General features: G+C 49.1%; 17 protein-coding genes. 12 read left to right on the top strand and 5 right to left on the bottom strand.

The window, feature by feature from the left end:
• From ACY2RR_RS24255 to ACY2RR_RS24240, 4 genes are all read right to left on the bottom strand, one after another.
• Positions 1 to 1,061: hypothetical protein (locus ACY2RR_RS24255; protein WP_490110784.1), on the bottom strand; the 1,061-nt coding region annotated here is incomplete at its 3' end.
• 172 nt (positions 1,062 to 1,233) lie between these two features.
• Entirely contained in the window at positions 1,234 to 1,845 is a 612-nt protein-coding gene (locus ACY2RR_RS24250) for a hypothetical protein (RefSeq protein WP_490110783.1), read from the bottom strand.
• Positions 1,846 to 1,879: 34 nt separating this feature from the next.
• Positions 1,880 to 2,533, bottom strand: a complete 654-nt coding sequence (locus tag ACY2RR_RS24245) for a hypothetical protein (RefSeq protein ID WP_490110782.1) — start codon at positions 2,531 to 2,533, stop codon at positions 1,880 to 1,882.
• A 225-nt stretch (positions 2,534 to 2,758) separates the two neighbouring features.
• A complete protein-coding gene (locus tag ACY2RR_RS24240; protein ID WP_490110781.1) occupies positions 2,759 to 3,415 on the bottom strand; it encodes a hypothetical protein in 657 nt (218 codons plus the stop codon).
• A gap of 496 nt (positions 3,416 to 3,911) precedes the next feature.
• Between ACY2RR_RS24240 and fnr the strand changes: the two genes are divergently transcribed.
• The 3 genes from fnr (at position 3,912) to ACY2RR_RS24225 (ending at position 5,851) form a co-directional block, all read left to right on the top strand.
• Complete coding sequence (fnr, locus tag ACY2RR_RS24235) at positions 3,912 to 4,670, top strand: fumarate/nitrate reduction transcriptional regulator Fnr (protein ID WP_490110780.1); 759 nt, start codon at positions 3,912 to 3,914, stop codon at positions 4,668 to 4,670.
• A 9-nt stretch (positions 4,671 to 4,679) separates the two neighbouring features.
• Positions 4,680 to 5,222 carry an adenine phosphoribosyltransferase gene (locus ACY2RR_RS24230; RefSeq protein ID WP_490110779.1) on the top strand — a complete coding sequence of 181 codons (543 nt, stop codon included), beginning with the start codon at positions 4,680 to 4,682 and terminating at the stop codon, positions 5,220 to 5,222.
• Positions 5,223 to 5,350: 128 nt separating this feature from the next.
• Positions 5,351 to 5,851, top strand: a complete 501-nt coding sequence (locus ACY2RR_RS24225) for a hypothetical protein (protein WP_490110778.1) — start codon at positions 5,351 to 5,353, stop codon at positions 5,849 to 5,851.
• Between the two features lie 39 nt (positions 5,852 to 5,890).
• Here ACY2RR_RS24225 and ACY2RR_RS24220 read toward each other — a convergent pair whose 3' ends face one another.
• Positions 5,891 to 6,223 (bottom strand): TraR/DksA family transcriptional regulator, encoded by a 333-nt coding sequence (locus ACY2RR_RS24220; protein WP_490110777.1) that lies wholly within the window; start codon positions 6,221 to 6,223, stop codon positions 5,891 to 5,893.
• 709 nt (positions 6,224 to 6,932) lie between these two features.
• On the opposite strand from ACY2RR_RS24220, the gene ACY2RR_RS24215 reads away from it, so the two are divergent.
• From ACY2RR_RS24215 to ACY2RR_RS24175, 9 genes are all read left to right on the top strand, one after another.
• Positions 6,933 to 7,250 carry a VOC family protein gene (locus tag ACY2RR_RS24215; RefSeq protein ID WP_490110776.1) on the top strand — a complete coding sequence of 106 codons (318 nt, stop codon included), beginning with the start codon at positions 6,933 to 6,935 and terminating at the stop codon, positions 7,248 to 7,250.
• Between the two features lie 48 nt (positions 7,251 to 7,298).
• Positions 7,299 to 8,300 carry a dihydroxyacetone kinase subunit DhaK gene (locus ACY2RR_RS24210; protein ID WP_490110775.1) on the top strand — a complete coding sequence of 334 codons (1,002 nt, stop codon included), beginning with the start codon at positions 7,299 to 7,301 and terminating at the stop codon, positions 8,298 to 8,300.
• Between the two features lie 80 nt (positions 8,301 to 8,380).
• Positions 8,381 to 9,025 carry a DAK2 domain-containing protein gene (locus tag ACY2RR_RS24205; protein WP_490110774.1) on the top strand — a complete coding sequence of 215 codons (645 nt, stop codon included), beginning with the start codon at positions 8,381 to 8,383 and terminating at the stop codon, positions 9,023 to 9,025.
• A gap of 26 nt (positions 9,026 to 9,051) precedes the next feature.
• Positions 9,052 to 9,936: a 3-hydroxy-5-phosphonooxypentane-2,4-dione thiolase gene (gene lsrF / locus ACY2RR_RS24200; RefSeq protein ID WP_490110773.1), complete on the top strand. Its 885-nt coding sequence runs from the start codon at positions 9,052 to 9,054 to the stop codon at positions 9,934 to 9,936.
• A 144-nt stretch (positions 9,937 to 10,080) separates the two neighbouring features.
• A complete protein-coding gene (gene ttcA / locus ACY2RR_RS24195; RefSeq protein WP_490110772.1) occupies positions 10,081 to 11,019 on the top strand; it encodes a tRNA 2-thiocytidine(32) synthetase TtcA in 939 nt (312 codons plus the stop codon).
• Positions 11,020 to 11,347: 328 nt separating this feature from the next.
• A complete protein-coding gene (gene betB, locus ACY2RR_RS24190) occupies positions 11,348 to 12,811 on the top strand; it encodes a betaine-aldehyde dehydrogenase (protein ID WP_490110771.1) in 1,464 nt (487 codons plus the stop codon).
• Positions 12,812 to 12,844: 33 nt separating this feature from the next.
• A complete protein-coding gene (gene betA / locus ACY2RR_RS24185; RefSeq protein ID WP_490110770.1) occupies positions 12,845 to 14,527 on the top strand; it encodes a choline dehydrogenase in 1,683 nt (560 codons plus the stop codon).
• Between the two features lie 205 nt (positions 14,528 to 14,732).
• On the top strand, positions 14,733 to 15,950 hold the full coding sequence (locus ACY2RR_RS24180) for a BCCT family transporter (protein ID WP_490110769.1): 1,218 nt from the start codon (positions 14,733 to 14,735) through the stop codon (positions 15,948 to 15,950).
• 222 nt (positions 15,951 to 16,172) lie between these two features.
• Positions 16,173 to 18,722 carry an FAD-dependent oxidoreductase gene (locus tag ACY2RR_RS24175; protein ID WP_490110768.1) on the top strand — a complete coding sequence of 850 codons (2,550 nt, stop codon included), beginning with the start codon at positions 16,173 to 16,175 and terminating at the stop codon, positions 18,720 to 18,722.
• Positions 18,723 to 18,740 lie beyond the last annotated feature (18 nt).

Genomic DNA, 18,740 nt, shown 5'->3' with positions numbered 1-18,740 from the left:
TTCTCTAAACGCTCTTGCTCAAGACGCTCCTTTTCCAGACGTTCTTTCTCTAAACGCTCTTGCTCAAGACGCTCCTTCTCCAGACGTTTTTTCTCTAAACGCTCTTGCTCAAGACGCTCCTTTTCCAGACGTTCTTTCTCAAGGCGCTCCTTCTCCAGACGTTCCTTCTCTAAACGCTCTTTCTCAAGACGTTCTTGCTCAAGACGTTCTTTCTCAAGGCGTTCCTTCTCCAAACGTTCTTTCTCAAGACGTTCTTTCTCAAGGCGCTCCTTCTCAAGACGTTCTTTCTCAAGGCGTTCCTTCTCCAAACGTTCTTTCTCAAGGCGCTCCTTCTCAAGGCGCTCCTTCTCAAGGCGCTCCTTCTCAAGGCGCTCCTTCTCTAAACGCTCCTTCTCAAGGCGTTCTTTCTCTAAACGTTCTTTCTCCAGACGCTCCTTCTCTAAACGCTCCTTCTCAAGGCGTTCTTTCTCTAAACGTTCTTTCTCCAGACGCTCCTTCTCTTGCTCATTGGCCAGAGCTTCCTTGTGCTTCCTCTTAATTTCTTCTGGATCCCATTCTGCATAGGAACCACCTTGATCACCGTCCTGATCTTTTTCCTGAGGACCAAGCCCATGCTCTTTTCTATACTCTTCTTTAATCTTCTCTGGATCCCAATCTACATAGTGAGGGCTGTCTTGCTTAACGGGCGGCGGCGTTTTCTGATTTTTCTTGTCGTCAGTTGGTTGATTCTTCTGCCTCTTTTGAAAATCATCCTTTATTTTCTGAATTTCTGCGTCACTCATCCCCATATAGACACGAGGCGTATCCTGAGCGTCATCAGATGTGGGAGGAGGGGGATTATCATTATTCTGATTTTCGGTATTGGTGCCATCTTCTTCCCCGTCCAGCATCTTATTCGCAACACTGGCAGCAGCATTAAAAGCATTTGCAACACGATCAAAAAGTCCAGCGTTTGAGCTAGGAACAAAGAATATGACTGATGAACACAAAAGCAGTGACAACACATGGCTACTGCAAATGCGCCTGAAAATATCTAACTTACTTTTGATTGGATTGCTCATAGGTAACTCCTTTACCAAACCTGAAATCCTGCGCTCCGCCTCCCTGGCAGAGATATCCTGATTGTTTAGATACAAAACAAAGGAGTGAGTTCCTAAGACAAAGGTCTAATACCCTTGAAAAACAAAGAAAAAAGGCGCCATTGGCGCCTTGAAAAACTAAAGGGGGGATGTCTTACTTTTTGCCTTTACAACGGAAAGTTGCGGTTACATCAAACTCGCCGGTTCTATAATCCGGTGCCTTTTCATCTACTTGCTTCATTCTAGCATTCAGAGCATTCAGCCCATCAACCAGATACTTATCAAGATTTTGATCGTGCGCACGCTTAGCAGCCTTCTCATCCGTTCCACAAATACTATTTACCAGATAATTGGCTCCCTTTTTCAACTTGTCGAAAGCGCCGTAGAGCACAACGGCCGCACCAACCAGAGCACACATCCCGCTTTTCCCCCAGGCTGAGAGAAAAGGATCCGGAGTATAGGAATCATCCCTGTAGAGCTCCATATAGCAGTCAAAGAGAAAGCCACCACCGTAGTACAAACCAGCAGCCGCACCAAGAAAAACAACACCATGCAAGATTTGAGCTGCAACTCTCTGGCCTAGATTAGGCTTTACAAGCTTCGGTACATTTTCTATTTGCTGACGAAGGGTTGGCTTTCCTGGAACAGCCTCCACATCCATGCGATCCATTTTCCCGGATTTATGATGCACCTGCACATCATCTTGAGAGCCGGAACTGTCTGTATTTCTAGCTCCTCGATAACTCCTCATATTTGCTGCCGCCATAATCTATCCTCCTTGATAAGATCAATTTAAAACGTTAATTAGCCAGTACTCTTTCAGTCGTCACCCTACTCTGTGATCTATTCCGACTGCAGTTATCAATCATTTTGTTCGTCATATCGCCAGTAATGCGCGCGCCAACCAACGCTCTCTGCTCCAACGCTTCAATCTGTTTCAGTTGTTCTTCCAGCTGGGCAACCATCTTTTCCTTCCAGGAAATACTGAGATCCAGCTCACTGGGGCCAAACACCCTGGTGGATGTTTTGCTATTAACCCACTTTGCTCCCTGAACCAGCAGAAAACAGTTCACCAGTACACATCCGGTTAGCTTCTTATAGAAAGGCAAACCACCCAAATCCCGGAACCGGCCTGCAGAGTTACTCAATGTACCCAGAGGCAGCCAGTTCTTAATCAATGGCAGTGTATAGAGACAGGGAGCAGTAAATGCGAAAATCGCACCAACAGCGGCATACCCAACAAGAGATAAACAGGCCTTACCCAGAGATGTGACTATGGACATCTGGCTCTGCCTCTTGGTCGGAATCACTCTGGCCTGCTGGTACGGGCCGATCAGCAGTTGATCCGACTGATCACGGACATCCTGCATTTGCTGAAGATCGGCATCATCCTCAAAGGACGCTTTGTTTGACTGTTGCGGAGGGGTTCCTCCCTGTCTATTTACTCCCTTCATGTCCAACACTCCTTGTTAAACCTGAACCATTAAATAAGCCACCTCTGACCTTGAAATAGCCAGCAGAAAGCCTCGAATTACCCTTTTCGACCGGAGAAAACAGTAGGAGGTTCCGTGATGGTTAGTATGCCTAACAACACTGCAAGATGAGCTGACAGAGGGGAGAGGAATTAAACCCGCCGAAACGGGTTTAATTTACGGCATTAAACAATTCTATCTTATTGTTTAAGTCCTGCGGGGAAGGGGCTTAGAAGCATCTTCCAGCTCGGTGATACGCGCATCGTACTCGTCATGATCTTCAAGCTTACGGTTAGCCGCTTCAATCAGAAGCTTGTTTTCAGTAATCCGCTGTTCATGATCATTGGTTTCAGAGTTACACAGGCGACCACGTGTAGCGGTTCTTACACCCCAACGCAAGAAATCAACACCCATGGGGACTAGACCAACCGACCAGCCACCCTTAACCGCAGCCTTGTAGCTACCACCAGCACTCAATGCCTTGGTCGTCGCCTCAGAGCAACCAGCGCTTTTTGCAAAATTGTAAGCGCTCTTGGAAACTGCTTCTCCAGTTCCACCGAAGACAGCCCCGGAAATGATCCATGGCAGGTAATGGTAACTAAAGGATCTTATTCCATATAGGAACATAGAGCATACTTCTTTAGCTCCACGACCAGCAGAATAGAATGCGTTTGCGACTTTACGCTGACCAACAGCAGTTGAAGCAGTGTCATCACCGCCACCCATCTCAGCATCCTGCTGAGGGTTGCTAACTTCTACAGTTCGACCAGAGTTCTGCGCAGGGGGCCTAGTGTAATAACCCAGAGTTGTTAGTGCACCTACTCCTGCTGCAACAACACCGCCAATGATTAATGGACTTGGCATAAAAACCTCCATAGTTTTCTAGTGTTACCTGATCCCATAATTGTGTTTGAGCACAAATGGCCCGCCGGGCACATACCGGATCAGACGTTATGAGGCCTTCCAGCCTCCCATGCATGCCCAAAAAGCCCGGCAAGCCGGTGAGTTCATGCTTGTCACTATTGACCGGAGACTAACGAGGAGGTTCGTGAATGGAGGCGGTTCTGTCAGATTCACTAACGGGATTGATCAGGAGCAACGGAATGGCAACTCGGCAGAAAAACGGGTTCTCTATTGATAAACAGCAATGTGTGACCGATTTTTTTTCCGATGGGTTTTAATTTTTTTTGTAATGGCAACCCTAAAAGACACCAAAAAGATGACAAGAGACCATCATTTGAACAAAAACAACAGAAAAAAAACCATTATAGGTATCTGCCACAGGGTTAAAGTTAGCCCCGTATTCCCATACAATAGGCTCACTCTCTACATCAGCCAATCTGGTTCTTAGGGGCTCAATATGGCGCCAAAACTGAACGTACGGCATGCCAGCCAAGTAGCCTGCAGGGACTGTAGCCTGAGTCCTTTGTGTCTGCCACTGGCGCTTAAAATAGAAGATATTGATGATCTCGATGAGATCATCAAGCGCGGCAGACCATTGAAAAAAGGCGAACATCTGTTCCTGGAAGGTGATGCATTTCACAGTGTTTTCGCAGTGCGCTCCGGTGCGCTGAAAACATACACATCCACCAATGAAGGTGAAGAGCAGATAACTGGGTTCTACCTGCCCAGTGAACTGGTCGGCCTCAGTGGGCTGGATACAGATACCTATCCGGTGTCTGCCCAGGCTATTGAAACCACCATGGTTTGCGAAATTCCCTTTGATAAGCTCGAAAAGCTCTCCGACAGTCATCCTGCTCTGCGCCGCCAGCTTATGCGGATCATGAGCAAGAAGATTCGTGAAGACCAGCAGATGAAACTGCTGTTGTCGAAGAAAAATGCTGACGAGCGTATTGCGACATTCCTCATCAACCTGGCCAGTCGTTTCCGGCGCCGGGGTTTCTCCTCACAGTCTTTCCGCCTGTCCATGTCCCGTAACGAAATGGGCAACTATCTTGGTCTGGCGGTAGAAACTGTAAGTCGTGTTTTCACTCGCTTCCAGAAGGCGGAACTCATCCATGCCAACGGTAAAGAGATTGAGATTACCAACGCAATGGAGCTGTGTAGCCTCGCAGGTGGTAAACTGACTGACAGTCCTGAGGTTGTAAACATTCAGTAAGTTAGTGATATGAACCAATCTGCATTTAGCGAAGATCGTCTGCGCGGCCTGATCCGGGCCGTGCCTGACTGGCCGGAACCCGGTGTTATGTTCCGTGACATTACCACCCTGCTCAAGTCTCCCGAAGGCATGGGCATGGTTCACGAAACGTTTGCCGAACGTTACCGGAACAAGGGCATCACCCATATTGGCGCCTTGGATGCCCGGGGATTCTTGTTGGGAGCACCACTGGCTGCAACCCTGCACCTACCTCTGGTTATCTTCAGAAAGCCCGGCAAACTCCCCGCAGAAACAATATGCGAGGAATATACACTGGAATATGGTAAAGCAGCCCTTGAGGTTCATACCGACTCTCTTTCCGCTGGCGACAAGATCGTTCTGATTGATGATCTTATTGCTACTGGCGGCACCCTTCTGGCAGCGACCAAACTGGTTAATCGCCTGGAAGCAGAAGTCGTAGAAGCAGCAGCCATTATCGACCTGCCAGCTCTTGGTGGCTCATCCAAGCTGAAAGAAGAAGGCATTGCTTCCTTCGCACTCACCAGCTACTGATCCCCTCCGAACCAGTCTGGAATAACCGGGCTGGTTTACTTTCCTTTCAATTTTGCCGATGTCTCTTTCTGAAAGTTCTGTTATACCTTTAGGTACAACAACGGTTCTCATCGGAAGAGATAAAAGATATGGGTATCTGTGCCAAGGAACTGCGCACACTGGTTATTCGCCCCACGTTAAAACATTTAGGCCTGTGGAGCCCCGCTGCTGAGGATTTACTTTTGGGGACGGCAGCCCAGGAGTCAGGGCTTGGGGAACATCTCAAAATGGATAACCAGCGAGCACTGGGTATCTACCAGATCACACCCCGCATGCACCGAAATGTTTGGGATAACTTTCTTTCTACTCAGCCGGAACTGGCAAGCAAGGTGAGAGGTCTGGCCAGCCAGCATGAGTTTCTTCAGCATCCTCACGCCGAATTAGCCACAAACCTTTCTTACGCGACCGCGGTTGCACTAATGATCTATCTTCGCCGTGGTAAACCGCTGCCTGCCAACTTCAAAGATAACCCCAAACGGTTGGGGCGCTGCTGGCACAACAACTTTCACAGTAAACCACAGGGTACTGTCGATGACTTTGTCGACCACTACAACACCCTGATCCGAGGCAAGGAAACGAGCCAGAGCTAAGAAAGTCAGATTCTGGTATATGACAAGCTGCTTCAGCGGTTATTGCCCACGTGCTTCCGCACATTTCACACACAGGTTGGTGTAAGGCATGACTTTAAGGCGTGCCAAAGGAATTTCCCCACCACAGTCAACACAGAGGGTGTACTCTTCCTCGTCAATACGCTCAAGAGCTTTCTGGATAAGATGAAGTTCATTGACGGCCTCATTACCAAGAGCGTCTATTACCTCATCGTTTTCCCGTTCCTGAGCCTGCTCAGACCAGTCAGCATTGGCTTTTCGGGTAACATCTTTTTTTATGTTATCCAAACGCGCTTGCAACTCTGCCTGACGACTCAGCAACACTTCACGAAATTGGTCATATTCCCCTTTCATGGTTGATTCCCTCTGCACTTTCCTGACTTATGGAACTAAGACTGGCTGACTTATCACTACAGAAATGCCCTTATTCTTACATCTGGAGCAGGCATCCCCTTACATGATTTATGACTTCTTATATTTTGCATTCTAGGGTTTACGATCAGCGCGGCTGGTGACATATATCAACAACAGGCTGACCGAGTTTAGCAAACCTTCCGCGCCTTCCAGCAACAGAAACGGCCTATCACTATAATGCGACGTTTTAGCAGGAATACCAAGGGGCACATATCACAAGTCAGAAAAGTATGGCCAGTCAGGCAAGGATTGCCGGAATAGGCATCAAAATGGCTGCCGCGGATCCCATATAGTACGCGTGGCCAATGAATCCATTTCGGGGATATTCCTGTTTTACCAAATTGAGTACTTTTTTATCGATCTATGCCTAGTGTTGCACTTAACTGGCACCAAACCTCTTTCGTGTTGCACTTGCTCAAATTTATCCCCTTCTTCCCGGAAAAACTGTTGCACTTGGATGAACTCTTTTATTGCACATTGTTGCAGTTGACCACCAGAAATCCCTTACCCGCCAAGCCCTCAACCTTCCCACAATTTCGAAAAAAAATGGAACCTGATTCACATCAAAAAACACCTCTCCGTTAATCGTATCTTTGCCAGTGAAGAGAACAATTAATCAGTTCAAATAAACCGGCAGAGGGAATGAAAGATGAGAACATTTAGTCATATCGGAATTCCAACAGACGAGATTCACGGGAAAGAAGAACACAATCTCGATGGCGGCTTCCATATTACTGACTACTCAAAATCACCAAGCAAAGTGGAATGGCTGCGCTGTGATAAAACCTGCGTTTTGCCAGAGGTGCTGCAAAAAACTGCCCACGTTGCCTTCGAGGTTGATGACCTGGATAAAGAACTGGAAGGTGCCAATGTGCTACTGGAACCATGGATGGCAAATGATCACCTGCGCATTGCTTTCATTATCGAAGACGGCGCTCCCGTTGAATTAATGCAAGTCATTCACTGATTGTCAGAGCTTTTCGTTTATTTGCCACTCATTTGGAGAGCATGAATCATGTCCATGAAAAAGCTGATTAATGATCCTGAAAACCTGACACCTGAATTACTGGAAGGTCTGGCTCTGGCATTTCCAGAAAAGGTAAAGGTTGTTTCTGAAAAGATTGTTTGTCGCACACTTCCAAAACCTGAAAATAAAGTACGCATCGTTACTCTTGGTGGTTCTGGTCATGAACCAGCACTGAGCGGCTTTGTCGGTGAAGGCATGCTCGACTTCTCTGTGGTCGGCGACATTTTTGCCGCCCCCGGAGCTCCCAAGCTTTTCGAAGCCCTGAAGATGGCAAATTGTGAAGCCGGTGTTTTGCTTGTGGTGCTAAACCGTGAAGGCGACGTTATGGCTGCCAACATGGCCCTGGAAATGGCCAGGCGCGAAGGCCTGAATGTAAAAATGCTGCTGACCCATGAAGACATAAGTGCTGGCCTGGATGCTGACATCAAAGATCGTAGAGGCCTGGTCGGTTGCGTACCTGTGTATAAAATTGCCGGCGCCGCGGCAGAAGCAGGCCTGAGCCTTGACGAAGTGTATGAAGTCGCTGATCGCATTCACAAGAATATGGCTACTCTGGCAGCGGCTGTGAAAACAGCCACCCATCCACAGTCCGGTCTTGAAATCGCCGAGCTGGCTGATGACGAAATGGAAATTGGTATGGGCCAGCATGGTGAAGGCGGTGGCGGCCGCTGCAAGATGCTGTCTGCCAACGAAACCGCTGAAATCATGATCGATAACCTGTGCAAGGCTATTCAGGCTGATTCTGGCTATGAACTGATGTTGATGCTCAATGGTGCCGGTGCCACCACTTTAATGGAACTGCTGATTGTAAACCGTGCCTGTCATATCGCCCTGCACGAACGTGGAATCACTGTTGGCTGCAACTGCGTTGATGAATATCTCACTGTTCAGGAAATGGCAGGATTCCAGATGTGTATCGCCAAGGTTGATGCTCAACTCAAAGAGCTCTGGAAAGCTCCGGCAGATACCCCTTACTGGGTAACCCGTTAACTCTCAAACTTACAAACACATTCCACTCAACCGGGCAGAGTTCCTCTCTGCCCGCGAGATCTCTTTGCCGGAGGAATGCCATGACCCAAGAACAACTCACCAACCAGCAATTTATCGATATGTTGATGGCAGCCTCCCGGCATGTGCTGACTCATACCGACATACTGAACCAGCTGGATACAAAAACCGGTGACGGAGACCACGACACGACTATGCGCCGTGCTATGAAAGCACTGCAATCATCCATAGAAAAAGAAGCCGGGAAAGGCAGGAAACAGCTGGCGGATGCTGCTGGCTGGAACATTATGAGCCAGGATGGCGGTTCTGCCGGCATGCTGATCGGTGCATTCTTTATGGGCATGAGTGAAGGACTGGAGGGCGGACAGCCTGCTGTTCAGGAACTTGCTCTCGCCTTACGTGCCGGAACAACAAAGCTACTCAGCAACAGTGGAGCCAAGGTTGGCGAAAAGACCATGGTCGATGCCCTGATTCCCGCTATTGACAGCTTTGAAATTCTTGCAGAGAAAGGGGCAAATCCGGCAGAAGCATTCACAGCTGCCGCCGAAGCCGCTACCTGCGGTGCGGAACAAACAAAAGACATGCTACCAACCCGCGGCCGGGCAAAAAATATCGGTGAACGCGCCATTGGCCACACAGACCCAGGAGCCACCAGCATGTCCATGCTGTTTACTGGCTTTACCAACTACTGGGCCACACAGCAGTAAAACAACAGAATGAAGGAGGACAAACAATGGCGGACAAAGACGGTAATATTCTGGCGAAAAACTACAAGTTGGACATACCTCAGACGGCAGAAGGTTATCACCTGAAAGGCATGAACCACTGCGGCTGGGGCATGAAATATCGCCTGTCACGGATCTTCCGGCCAGACACTGGCAAAACTGTGATGCTGGCTTTTGACCATGGTTACATTATGGGAGCCACGGCAGGACTTGAACGTCTGGACCTGACTATTGAGCCCCTGGCGCCATTTGCTGATGCCCTTATGGCGACCCGCGGCGGCCTGCGCACCTGTATCTCTCCTGACCATAATAAGGCGGTGATTCTTCGTTCCACCTCTGATGGCACTGTTCTTATAGACGACATGAGCCAGGGAGTGGTCGGTGTTGATATTGAAGATGCTGTGCGCATGAACGCTTCAGCCTTGGCGGTGCAGTGCTTTGTTGGTGCAGAGCATGAATGCCAGAGCCTGGATAATCTGGTGAAAGTCATCGACGCTGGCAACCGCTTTGATATTCCAACCCTTGCCGTTACCGCCGTGGGTAAAGAGATGGAGCGCACTTCACGATACTTTACCCTGGCCACCCGGGTATTGGCAGAGCTGGGGGCACATATTGTCAAAACCTACTATTGCGATGACTTTGAGAAAGTAGCAGCAGCCTGTCCGGTGCCAATTGTTGTGGCCGGAGGCAAAAAATTGCCTGAGCGGGATGCTCTGGATATGGTGTACAGAAGCATAAGAGATGGCGCTGCTGGCGTTGATATGGGCCGTAATGTATTTCAGTCTGAATGCCCTGTTGCCATGATGAAAGCCATCAGCACTGTTGTACATGATGGCGAAAACACCAGCCACGCCTGGGACCTGTATTGTTACGAAAAAGACAAGTTGTCCTGATATTCCGATTATCTCTCCGGCAAACACAACCGGGCATGCACGAAGAATTCGTCATGCCCGTCTATTATTGTGTAGAACCCAATTGGTCAGTTCCCCAGCTACCGGTATAATTGCCGGTTTTTCCGCACAGCATTTTTATTCAGAATGACAGCATCTACCCTAGTGGGCGCCGATAAGACCGAATTTAACAAACTTCAGAAGAAGCTCCGTCGACATACTGGCCGGGCCATCGAAGATTTCAACATGATCGAAGATGGCGATAAGGTCATGGTCTGCCTCTCCGGCGGCAAAGACAGTTACGCCATGCTGCATGTCTTGATGAGTCTTCAGAAGAGCGCACCAATCAACTTTGAACTGGTTGCCGTCAATCTGGATCAAAAGCAGCCTGGGTTCCCAGAGCACATTCTGCCCGAGTACCTGGAAAGCATTGGTATTCCCTATCACATTGTGAACCGGGACACCTACTCTGTGGTGAAGTCCAAGATTCCTGAAGGCAAAACCACCTGCGGTCTGTGCTCTCGCCTGCGTCGTGGCACCCTGTATGCTTTCGCTGAAGATATTGGCGCGACCAAGATCGCTCTGGGCCACCACAAGGACGATATCGTAGAAACCATGTTCCTGAACATGTTCTACGGCTCTCGTTTGGCCGCCATGCCACCAAAGCTACGATCTGATGATGGTCGTAACGTAATTATTCGCCCGCTGGCTTACTGCCGTGAAAAAGACATCATCAAGTTTGCTGACCTGATGCAGTTCCCAATCATCCCCTGCAACCTTTGCGGTTCTCAGGAGAATTTGCAGCGTCAGAATATCAAGGCCATGCTGTCCGAATGGGAACGCAAACACCCCAGTCGGATCGAGTCCATCTTCTCTGCTATGCAAAATATTGCGCCATCCCAGATGTCTGATTTTGAGCTGTTCAATTTCAAGGATCTGAGCATCGACCGTACTGGCGAGCGTAAACCTTACGAGCACGAAGATAATCAGTCTATTTTCTCCGGCAATATTCCTGAGCTAATGCCCGAGAACAATGATAACAGCGAGACTCTTACTGTAGTGAACTTCGATCCACTCGCTCAGTAACGCTTCAAATCAGAGCCGGCCAGTCAAAGCCGGCTCTGATTTGCCTACTCCAGACAAACTCTATACACTGCGCGTCAGCATAAATACCTATAAGAGCCATATGCATAAGCAGTTTCTGACATTTTTCACATCCATCTCCCCTTCTACCCAGAACCTGCTCGCCCTCTTTTTACAACACCGCTACCGGCTTTCCTGAATAAAGCGCCCTGACTACTTGCTGACACGAATAGTCAGTGCTGAATACCTCTAAACATTACCAGCACCGCCAGATCATAATTTTTCATCAATAAACCTGACGGCTGCACCAGAACAAAAAATGGAGTTACCCGTGTCACTGCCCTGCTATCAGAATTTTGTCGATGGCCAATACCTTGCCAACCAGACCGGTAAGACTTTCCCGGTCATCAACCCGGCCACAGGCCAGGTAATCTATGAAGTGGAAGTTGCAGACGACTCTGTACGCTCTGCTGCAATTACCAGTGCACAGAAAGGTTTTGAAACCTGGTCAGCTTTAAGCGGGATGGACCGCAGCCGTATCCTGAACCGTGCCGTTGCACTGTTGCGAGAGCGCAACGATGAACTGGCCCATATAGAAGTACTGGATACCGGTAAGCCCTGGCAGGAAGCCTCCGTTGTTGATGTAGTGACTGGTGCTGACTCAATTGAGTTCTTTGCTGGCCTGGCACCGTCTATTGAAGGTAACCAGCAGAACCTAGGACAGGATTTTTACTATACCCGTCGTGAACCTTTAGGCATCTGTGCTGGTATTGGTGCCTGGAACTACCCACTGCAGATTGCCTGCTGGAAAGCCGCGCCCGCATTGGCCTGTGGCAACAGTATGATCTTCAAGCCATCCGAAGAAACCCCGCTGGGTGCACTGAAGCTGGCGGAAATATTTATTGAAGCCGGTGTCCCTGCTGGCGTATTTAATGTGGTGCAGGGTGATGGCGAAGTCGGTGCCTGGCTGACTCATCACCCTGATATCGCTAAGGTCTCTTTTACCGGTGAAGTGGGTACTGGTAAAAAGGTGATGGCTGCTGCTGCTTCATCCCTGAAAGATGTGACTATGGAACTTGGCGGTAAATCGCCACTAATTATCTTTGATGATGCGGACCTGGATAACGCTGTTTCCGGTGCCATGCTCGGCAACTTTTATACCCAGGGTGAAATCTGTACCAACGGTACCCGGGTGTATGTCCATAAAAATATTTATTCCGCCTTTGTTGAGAAGCTGCTGCAACGCACCGAAAACAATATTGTCATTGGTGATCCACTCAACCCTGAGACCAACCTTGGCGCGCTGATTTCCCAAAAACATCACCAGCTGGTACTCGACTATATCAAGAAAGGCAAAGACGAAGGCGCAACCCTGCTGGCGGGCGGCCATGCTGCAACTCCAGATTCTGCCCCTGATGGTTACTTTGTTGAACCCACCATCTTTGCCGACTGCCATGACGATATGACCATTGCCAGAGAAGAGATATTCGGCCCGGTCATGGCACTGTTTACCTTTGACGATGAAGACGAAGTGATTACCCGTGCCAACGATACCGAGTTTGGCCTGGCCGCTGGCGTCTTTACCCAGGACATTACCCGTGCCCACCGCGTTATCCACCGGCTGCAGGCGGGTATCTGCTGGATTAATAATTACGGAGCGTCCCCTGCGGAAATGCCGGTGGGCGGTTACAAGCAATCCGGTATTGGCCGAGAGAATGGTGTGGAAACCCTGAAACACTACACCCAGACCAAGGCCGTTTATATCGGCATGACCCCACTGGAAAGTCCTTTTTAAAGCCAGACCATAAGAACAATAAAGAGCAGTACCATGACAGAACAACAATATGATTATGTCGTAGTCGGTGCAGGTTCCGCAGGCTGTGTTCTGGCTAACCGCCTGACTGAAGATGGCAACAATAAAGTTTTACTGATTGAAACCGGTGGCAGTGATAAAAGCATTTTCATCCAGATGCCTACGGCTTTGTCGATCCCGATGAACACCAAGAAGTACGCCTGGCAGTATGAAACCCAGCCGGAACCATTCCTCGACAACCGTCGTATGCACTGCCCTCGGGGCAAAGTGCTGGGCGGCTCTTCCTCCATCAATGGCATGGTCTATGTACGTGGCCATGCCAGAGATTTTGATGAGTGGCAGAGTCATGGCGCGACTGGCTGGGATTACAGTCACTGCCTGCCCTATTTCCAGAAAGCCGAAAGCTGGGCCTTTGGTGGTGATGATTACCGTGGCAACGACGGCCCTCTCGCTGTAAACAACGGCAATGAGATGCAGAATCCACTATACCGTACCTTTATCAAGGCCGGTGTAGAAGCGGGATATATGGAAACCAGCGATTACAACGGCTGTCGTCAGGAAGGTTTTGGGCCCATGCATATGACCATCAAAAATGGTCTGCGCTGGTCCACGGCCAACGCTTATCTGCGCCCGGCGATGAAGCGCAGCAACCTAACCGTGGTCACCCACGCTCAGGTTCATAGGGTATTACTGGATGGTAGCCAGGCCACTGGTGTGGAGTACAAACACAAGGATCAGCTGAAGCAGGCAACAGTATCTAAAGAGGTGATTCTTTCTGCTGGCTCTATCGGCTCCCCCCATATCCTGCAGCTGTCGGGTATTGGCCCACAGAAGGTTTTGGAAAAAGCTGGCATTTCCGTTAAACACGAACTGCCTGGTGTGGGTGAGAACCTACAGGATCATCTGGAGTTTTATTTCCAGTTCCGCTGCAAGGAACCTATTACCCTCAATGGCAAGCTGGATCTGTTCAACAAATTCCTGATTGGTGCCCGCTGGTTCTTTAGGAAGGACGGCTTGGGTTCTACTAATCACTTTGAATCCTGTGGTTTTATCCGCTCCAAAGCCGGCGTGGAATGGCCAGATCTGCAATACCACTTCCTGCCTGCCGCAATGCGTTACGACGGCCGCAGTGCTTTTGATGGCCACGGTTTCCAGGTGCATATCGGCCATAACAAACCGAAAAGCCGGGGCTGGGTGAGAGCTACCTCTGCTGATCCCGATGTTCATCCAGAAATTCAGTTTAACTATCTGGAACATGAAGACGACCGGGAAGGCTTCCGCCAGTGTGTGCGCCTGACCCGGGAAATTATTAATCAGCCTGCTTTTGATCAATACCGGGATTCAGAGATTCAGCCCGGTGAACAGATTCAGACTGATAAAGAGATTGATGCGTTTGTCCGCCAGTCGGTGGAGAGCGCTTATCACCCATCCTGCAGCTGCCGGATGGGAACCGACGACATGGCTGTTGTCGATCCGGAAACGCGGGTCAGAGGCCTGACGGGACTGAGGGTGGTGGACTCTTCCATTTTCCCAACCATCCCTAACGGCAATCTTAACGCGCCCACCATTATGGTGGCCGAACGTGCCGCGGATCTGATTAAGGGGGCCGATATGCTGGCTCCCTCTTCTGCTGAAGTGGGTATGGATGCCAACTGGCAGTCAGTACAGAGAAACGGCGAAGCTCTGCGTGTGAGCTAAAGGCTTTACACGCCAGCTAAGCACAAAAGAAAGAATAATTATTAAAGCGATCCAGAGTTTAACTATCGCCAGTGCAAACCAGGGTTTATCAACCGATTTGCGGCTGGCGATACTTAAGGTCTGCCATATAACGATAACGACAAAGCAGGGAACTTATGAACAAGCTCACATCTCTCTCCTTGGCACGAACGACGGAGGGCGCACAATGATGACTGCTCTTCTGTGCGCCGGTATTCTGTTTACCTTTACCGCCATCATCTTTGTACTGATCAAGTGGGGCAATATGCCACTTGTGGGAGTGACCCCGGTACGCACCTTTACCTTTATCGCGATTCTGTTTACTTCCGGCCTCGATGTGGGACTGATCATGTTCCCACTCACCGAGTTTGCCGGTTATGCTGATCTAGCCGCCAGCCCGGAATATGCTTTCAGTAATCCGCTGGCCATTGAGTTTGGCTTCTGGGGTTTTCTGATCTGGGGCTTTTATTTCCTCACCTGCTTCTATTTCTGCGCTATTGAGCCAAAGGTGAAGTTCTTTGAAATCCCGCTGATTAAGTTCATCAATAACACGGTAATTATCGGCACCTGTGCTTTTACCGCCTACCTGCTGCTGAGCAACCTGCCCTGGTATATGCCTCAGATTGGCGATGGCGAATCAGTGGTGGGCAGCTTCTACCTGATCGTATTCGCAGTGATCGCGGTAGCTGTTTATTCCAGCACCAGCCTGCGCTTTGTGCGCACACTGAGTTTGTCGTCTACCTGGATGTTCCTGGGTTTAATCGCACTGATGTGGGTTGGCGCCTTTACCGGCGAGAATGGCAGCGCCAGCGAGTTTGTGTCTACGGTCGCACTGATTGGCAACTACTTCGGCAATATCCACCAGTTCGTACTGCCGCTGAATGATTACCACGAGTTCTACCTGTTCTGGTGGTTTGCCTGGAGCATCATGATTGGCCAGTTCACCTCCCGCTTTGTTGGCGGTCTGAAAACCTGGCAGGTGCTGGCAGCGATGCTGGTATTCCCGTCTATCCCCATCGCCACCTGGTTTGCAGTACTGTACTACTACCATCTGCATAGTCTCGACACTACTGGCTACTACAGCCTAGCTATGGTCGCAGTCGGCATCATCTTTGTGGTGAACTCACTGGATTCCCTGATTCGCCTGTACACTGACAACCTGAACCTGACCGTTCAGCGTTTTGGCAAAGCCAAGTACATTGCCGGCAATCTGATGGCGATGGTGTTGCTGACTCTACTGTTCAAGTTTGAGTTCCTGCAGATTCAGTGGATTGGTGCTCTGGTTATTGGTTTGTTCTTCGCCTGCCTGATATATATTCTGGTCACCAGCTTCGCCAAGGTACGAGCTATCGAAAGTTCACCGGAAGAAAACGAAGTGGATTACGGCAAGATTGAATTAGCTTAACGACTCCCACATAAATTCGATTATAAAAAATGCCCCGCAAACTATGTGGGGTATTTTTTTCTCCAGACAATTCACGCCCTTGGGGGCAACCAGTGCAGTGAACGTTGACACGCTTTCACCCAATAAATATCTGTAAGAGCCAATAACCTTCCTGTTATAGATAAGTTTGCCCTCAACTATAACTCTTAAGCGTTTCGCTGAAAGGCACCTGAGAGGAAGGCGATGTACTACGTAAGCAAAGCAGCCAGTTGGGCCGCATATTACTTAGGGCTCGATACCGGAACCGCTAGCTCTTCACAGCCATCAGCAACGCAGATTCCCCGCTCCGAAGGTACCAGCGAACACTCGAGAACATCTCTAGGAAAAAGAAGGAATATCAGTCGCAGCGCCTCAGATGATGAGGCAGGCCCATCTGTTAAAAGGCCCCATAGAGAAAGCGAAGGTGAGGTTGATAGCCCTGCTCCTGCAAACTCACCAGCCGTTATAGCAAATAAGGTTTACAGCTCTCTTTCCATTGCCGGGGATCAAAGCGACATTATCTCGCAACAGGATTTGGTAATCCTGCAACAGAAAAGCCCCATCTACTTCGATCAAGCGTTAGCAAAGCTTGCGACAGATATAGAAGCAGCGATGGGGCCTGAATTTAAACAAATGGAAGAGGTTCTCTCAGATCATGAAATGGAGCACATTCCATTAGCCGTCAGCAAAGCCAATAAACGCTGGCAGCAAGTGGAAGGTACGCCATCAATGGAAACTGATAGAAATGAGATAGCCAGATCAATAGAGTTCTCGGCCCAAACAGTGATTGCTGCCCGTTACCTGTTACTCAAAATCCACCAGAACCTGGGACGAAGATGGTCTCCTGAGATTCTGTCTTCTTCAAAACTCTGCGGAGAAAGATTCAGCTCTCTGTATCAAAAGCTCTTACAAATTGATGCCTTAAAAGGCCCAGCTTTAGACGCCCCCCACCTTCAGTTTATGGTTCAGAAACACAGCGTAGCAACATCCCACCCCAGAGTTGTTATCGAAGGCGGGGGCCCTAACGGACTGCTTCTGGCTATGAAAGCTTATATGTCGGGTGCTCGTGTCACCTTGGTTGAAAAACGTGTTGCTCCCTACAGCCGTGCCCAGATTGTTCGTCTTGATCCGGCCTGGATGAAAGAGCTTAGATTTTATCTCGGAGAAGAGTTCAATGACCTTTTCCACCCTGAACACGGCGCTGGAAAACTGGCTGCTGATGGTTCAGGGCAGATCCAGATCTGGCGCTTGGAAAAAGCGTTAAGACATCGACTGGACGAACTGATAACTCTCACCAGTAGAGACAAAAGCTGTCGCTTGCTTACACACAAGGTTGTCGCCTGCGAGCGGGGAAGAGGTGGTTCTGCCTGCTGCGTTGTCACAGAACCAGTCGACGAGAGCGGAGTATACGAGTGCATTCCGGCAGACATTCTTGTTTGTGCAGGCGGCAAAGGAAGCCGTATGCGGGACCAGTTTTTCAACCATGTTCCAGTGACTGATGAGAAATTTTATGGTGTAGCCACATGGGAAGGAGAAAGTATCAACAACCCTGGGTTAGCCACTTTTTCATCGGTAAAAAGTAATACTCACCTGGATGTCATGTGTATTTTCAATTTCAGGCAAGACCTTCAAGAGGTTGTTCATCCCTATTTTGGAAGCTTGGGAAAAACACTCCATGACCGTGTAAAAATGGAATTGGCTCCTTTTTGTGGCATGACTCCCGATGTCGCTGATGTCCTCGAGGGAAACCATAAGAAAAGGGAAGCAGGTACAGAGCCACCTGCATTCTTAGCAGAATACAGAGACCAATATAAACACTCTCTCCATCTACAAGAGAATTATAGAATCTTTGAGGAAATGATACGAGGCAGCCGAATAGCCGTTGAACAAAGAAATTTTGAGAACAAACGCGCTATTTATCTGGGAATGGAAATCCCCAATGCCTTCCAGGGATGGCGGGAAAGCATCCGCCAAAGTTTTGAGAAGTTTGTCTCCGAAGGAATCCTGTCGTTAGAAGATTCGAAATATATTCAGCAGCATATTGTTGAGTTGTGGTTTCAAAGAATTGCCACTTACAGAGAGCTGGATACTACTGCGGGCGCAGCACTTTCCAATATAAATCACGACTCTGTTCATATTTTTCCAGTGTCTCAGGAGCGAAACTCCGCAAACTTTGCTGAGTTAAGAAACAGAGATGGCGGTCCCGGTTTGTTGGTAATCGCCGTTGGTGATGCGACCACCAGCCCTCACTTTATGACTGCCAGTGGTTTAAGTGGTGGCCGAGCAACAGTGAATGCAGCCACCCACTTGATTGAAACATTAGCGAATAGCACTGGTCCCGAAGCTACAGATCACGCCAAAGCAGAGCTAGATGCACAATTGCGGGAAACTTCAGAATTTGTACTGAAAAAAGGTCGCGAGTTTCTAACTCCAAAGGCTGAGCTGGATGAACTGGCAGAATTCAGAGCAAGAAATCATTCTGAACTTTCAAAACTCTGCGACCGCAGCGCCACCCCAGAAGAATGGCGACAGAGTTACACTATCAGCAGACAAACTTTAGACGGATTTGATGGTTATGTTGTCTCTTCTGGAACCTTCAATTACTACATTACCGTTGATTCCGATGGTGGGCTGAAAATAGAAAAAAGCTTTGCAGAGCTGGAGAGAAGCACTTACGAATCAGAAAAACTTCCCGTCTATCACACATTTAACCATTTCGCTCTGGAGCACCTTTCCGACGAACCTCTCCCATAAAAAAGGCCGGTTGAGATA

The sequence above is a fragment of the Parendozoicomonas sp. 2304DJ65-17 genome (assembly GCF_058148445.1).
Note: the sequence above shows the minus strand (reverse complement) of the source record. Positions and strands in the feature narration are given on the sequence as shown.

Coding starts and splice junctions, on each gene's coding strand:
- ACY2RR_RS24250 (WP_490110783.1), bottom strand. CDS start 1,845: ATGGCGGCAGCAAATATGAGGAGTTATCGAGGAGCTAGAAATACAGAC.
- ACY2RR_RS24245 (WP_490110782.1), bottom strand. CDS start 2,533: ATGAAGGGAGTAAATAGACAGGGAGGAACCCCTCCGCAACAGTCAAAC.
- ACY2RR_RS24240 (WP_490110781.1), bottom strand. CDS start 3,415: ATGCCAAGTCCATTAATCATTGGCGGTGTTGTTGCAGCAGGAGTAGGT.
- fnr (WP_490110780.1), top strand. CDS start 3,912: ATGGCGCCAAAACTGAACGTACGGCATGCCAGCCAAGTAGCCTGCAGG.
- ACY2RR_RS24230 (WP_490110779.1), top strand. CDS start 4,680: ATGAACCAATCTGCATTTAGCGAAGATCGTCTGCGCGGCCTGATCCGG.
- ACY2RR_RS24225 (WP_490110778.1), top strand. CDS start 5,351: ATGGGTATCTGTGCCAAGGAACTGCGCACACTGGTTATTCGCCCCACG.
- ACY2RR_RS24220 (WP_490110777.1), bottom strand. CDS start 6,223: ATGAAAGGGGAATATGACCAATTTCGTGAAGTGTTGCTGAGTCGTCAG.
- ACY2RR_RS24215 (WP_490110776.1), top strand. CDS start 6,933: ATGAGAACATTTAGTCATATCGGAATTCCAACAGACGAGATTCACGGG.
- ACY2RR_RS24210 (WP_490110775.1), top strand. CDS start 7,299: ATGTCCATGAAAAAGCTGATTAATGATCCTGAAAACCTGACACCTGAA.
- ACY2RR_RS24205 (WP_490110774.1), top strand. CDS start 8,381: ATGACCCAAGAACAACTCACCAACCAGCAATTTATCGATATGTTGATG.
- lsrF (WP_490110773.1), top strand. CDS start 9,052: ATGGCGGACAAAGACGGTAATATTCTGGCGAAAAACTACAAGTTGGAC.
- ttcA (WP_490110772.1), top strand. CDS start 10,081: ATGACAGCATCTACCCTAGTGGGCGCCGATAAGACCGAATTTAACAAA.
- betA (WP_490110770.1), top strand. CDS start 12,845: ATGACAGAACAACAATATGATTATGTCGTAGTCGGTGCAGGTTCCGCA.
- ACY2RR_RS24180 (WP_490110769.1), top strand. CDS start 14,733: ATGATGACTGCTCTTCTGTGCGCCGGTATTCTGTTTACCTTTACCGCC.
- ACY2RR_RS24175 (WP_490110768.1), top strand. CDS start 16,173: ATGTACTACGTAAGCAAAGCAGCCAGTTGGGCCGCATATTACTTAGGG.